The organism is Actinoplanes sp. M2I2 (assembly GCF_023544445.1).
In the GTDB taxonomy this organism is placed as follows: domain Bacteria; phylum Actinomycetota; class Actinomycetes; order Mycobacteriales; family Micromonosporaceae; genus Actinoplanes.
In genome coordinates this window covers 1-3426 of sequence record NZ_JALPVJ010000055.1, presented here as the reverse complement: position 1 = coordinate 3426, position 3426 = coordinate 1, and the positions used below count along the sequence as shown (strand labels likewise).

Here is a 3426-nt window from a genome sequence, read left to right as displayed (position 1 = left end):
CTGTCACGTTGAGTCCGGCGGCGTCCTACTCTCCCACACCCTCCCGAGTGCAGTACCATCGGCGCTGGAGGGCTTAGCTTCCGGGTTCGGAATGAGACCGGGCGTTTCCCCTCCGCTATGACCACCGAAACAACCATCAGCGGAACAAACCAGCATCAGCAGCCGGCCCCCACATTCGGGGGTGGCGCTTCTGGTTGTTCGTTTGCTGTGAATCACACAGTGGACGCAAACATAAAGTTTAGGGTGGTTAAGCCCTCGGCCTATTAGTACCGGTCGACTGAACCAGTTACCTGGCTTACATCTCCGGCCTATCAACCCAATAGTCTCTTGGGAGCCTTACCCACTCAAGGTGGTGGGATACCTCATCTCGAAGCGAGCTTCCCGCTTAGATGCTTTCAGCGGTTATCCCTTCCGAACGTAGCCAACCAGCCGTGCCCCTGGCGGGACAACTGGCACACCAGAGGTTCGTCCGTCCCGGTCCTCTCGTACTAGGGACAGCCCTTCTCAAGTATCCAACGCGCACGGCGGATAGGGACCGAACTGTCTCACGACGTTCTAAACCCAGCTCGCGTACCGCTTTAATGGGCGAACAGCCCAACCCTTGGGACCTGCTACAGCCCCAGGATGCGACGAGCCGACATCGAGGTGCCAAACCATCCCGTCGATATGGACTCTTGGGGAAGATCAGCCTGTTATCCCCGGGGTACCTTTTATCCGTTGAGCGACACCGCTTCCACACGCAAGTGCCGGATCACTAGTCCCGACTTTCGTCCCTGCTCGACCCGTCAGTCTCACAGTCAAGCTCCCTTGTGCACTTACACTCAACACCTGATTGCCAACCAGGCTGAGGGAACCTTTGGGCGCCTCCGTTACCCTTTAGGAGGCAACCGCCCCAGTTAAACTACCCACCAGACACTGTCCCTCGACCCGATCAGGGCCGCAAGTTAGATACCCAAACCCAACAGAGTGGTATTTCAAGATTGCCTCCACCCGAACTGGCGTCCGAGCTTCACCGGCTCCCACCTATCCTACACAATTAAATTCGGATACCAATGTCAAGCTATAGTAAAGGTCCCGGGGTCTTTCCGTCCTGCCGCGCGTAACGAGCATCTTTACTCGTACTGCAATTTCGCCGGGCCTGTGGTTGAGACAGTGGGGAAGTCGTTACGCCATTCGTGCAGGTCGGAACTTACCCGACAAGGAATTTCGCTACCTTAGGATGGTTATAGTTACCACCGCCGTTTACTGGCGCTTAAGTTCTCCGCCTCGCCCTTACGGGCTAACAGGTCCCCTTAACGTTCCAGCACCGGGCAGGCGTCAGTCCATATACATCGTCTTACGACTTGGCATGGACCTGTGTTTTTAGTAAACAGTCGCTTCCCCCTGCTCTCTGCGGCCATACCACGCTCCCCCAGCAAGTGGGTTCACGCGTCCGGCCCCCCTTCTCCCTAAGTTACGGGGGCAATTTGCCGAGTTCCTTAACCACAGTTCACCCGTCGCCTCGGTATTCTCTACCTGACCACCTGTGTCGGTTTGGGGTACGGGCCGCTCGGAACATCGCTAGAGGCTTTTCTCGGCAGCATAGGATCAATGACTTCACCTGAAACGGCTCGGCATCACGTCTCACCCATCATGTGTCACGGATTTGCCTATGACACGGGCTACACGCTTACCCCAGGACAACCACCGCCTGGGATCATCTACCTTCCTGCGTCACCCCATCGCTAAACTACTACCCCACAAGGTCCCAGACTCCACCAACTCAGACCGAAGTCCTCGCCGGCTTTGCATGGTTAGTACATGAAGGTTCGTCTTGGGCGTTCCTTTGCGGGTACGGGAATATCAACCCGTTATCCATCGACTACGCCTCTCGGCCTCGCCTTAGGCCCCGACTCACCCAGGGCGGATTAGCCTGGCCCTGGAACCCTTGGTCATCCGGCGGAAGAGGTTCTCACTCTTCATTCGCTACTCATGCCTGCATTCTCACTCGTATGGCGTCCACGGCTGGGTCACCCCGCCGCTTCACCCGCCATACGACGCTCCCCTACCCATCCACACACCTGGATCATCCGAACACGTCGGACAACCGAGTGAATGTGTGAATGCCACAGCTTCGGCGGTGTGCTTGAGCCCCGCTACATTGTCGGCGCGGAACCACTTGACCAGTGAGCTATTACGCACTCTTTAAAGGATGGCTGCTTCTAAGCCAACCTCCTGGTTGTCTAAGCGACCCCACATCCTTTTCCACTTAGCACACGCTTAGGGGCCTTAGCTGGTGATCTGGGCTGTTTCCCTCTCGACTACGAAGCTTATCCCCCGCAGTCTCACTGCCGCGCTCTCACTTACCGGCATTCGGAGTTTAGCTGATTTCGGTAAGCTTGTAGGCCCCCTAGACCATCCAGTGCTCTACCTCCGGCAAGAAACACGCGACGCTGCACCTAAATGCATTTCGGGGAGAACCAGCTATCACGGAGTTTGATTGGCCTTTCACCCCTAACCACAGGTCATCCCCCAACTTTTCAACGTTGGTGGGTTCGGTCCTCCACGCAGTCTTACCCACGCTTCAACCTGCCCATGGCTAGATCACCCCGCTTCGGGTCTAGAACACGCGACTCAACGCCCTCTTCAGACTCGCTTTCGCTACGGCTACCCCACACAGGTTAACCTCGCCACGTGCCACTAACTCGCAGGCTCATTCTTCAAAAGGCACGCCATCACCCCCACCCTCACGGGCATAAGGCTCTGACGGATTGTAGGCGAACGGTTTCAGGTACTATTTCACTCCCCTCCCGGGGTACTTTTCACCATTCCCTCACGGTACTCGTCCGCTATCGGTCACCAGGAAGTATTCAGCCTTACCAGGTGGTCCTGGCAGATTCACAGCAGATTCTAGGAGTCCGCTGCTACTCGGGAACACTGCAAAGAGGTCTGCGACTTTCGTCTACGGGGCTCTCACCCTCTACGGCCGGCTTTCCCACACCGTTCCACTAACCACAGACTTTGTAACTCTCCACCCCACTGTCAGATGAGGCAAGCAGGTCCCACAACCCCCCATGCGTAACCCCTGACAGGTATCACACGCACACGGTTTAGGCTCGATCCGCTTTCGCTCGCCACTACTCACGGAATCACTGTTGTTTTCTCTTCCTACCGGTACTGAGATGTTTCACTTCCCGGCGTTCCCCTCACATACCCTATGAATTCAGGTACGGATGACACGACATGACTCGTGCCAGGTTTCCCCATTCGGACACCCTGGGATCACAGCTAGGTTGACAGCTCCCCCAGGCCTATCGCGGCCTCCCACGTCCTTCATCGGCTCCTGGTGCCAAGGCATCCACCGTTCGCCCTTGACAACTTAACCACAGAAAACAAAGATGCTCGCGTCCACTGTGCAATTCTCAACCAACGACCAACCCACAACCA

Annotated in this window: 2 rRNA genes; both read right to left on the bottom strand. The window is 56.5% G+C overall.

From position 1 onward, the window contains the following. Positions 1–12: 12 nt before the first annotated feature. A 5S ribosomal RNA gene (rrf, locus tag HJC40_RS44930) occupies positions 13–129 on the bottom strand. A gap of 114 nt (positions 130–243) precedes the next feature. Next, positions 244–3364, bottom strand: a 23S ribosomal RNA gene (locus tag HJC40_RS44925). Positions 3365–3426 lie beyond the last annotated feature (62 nt).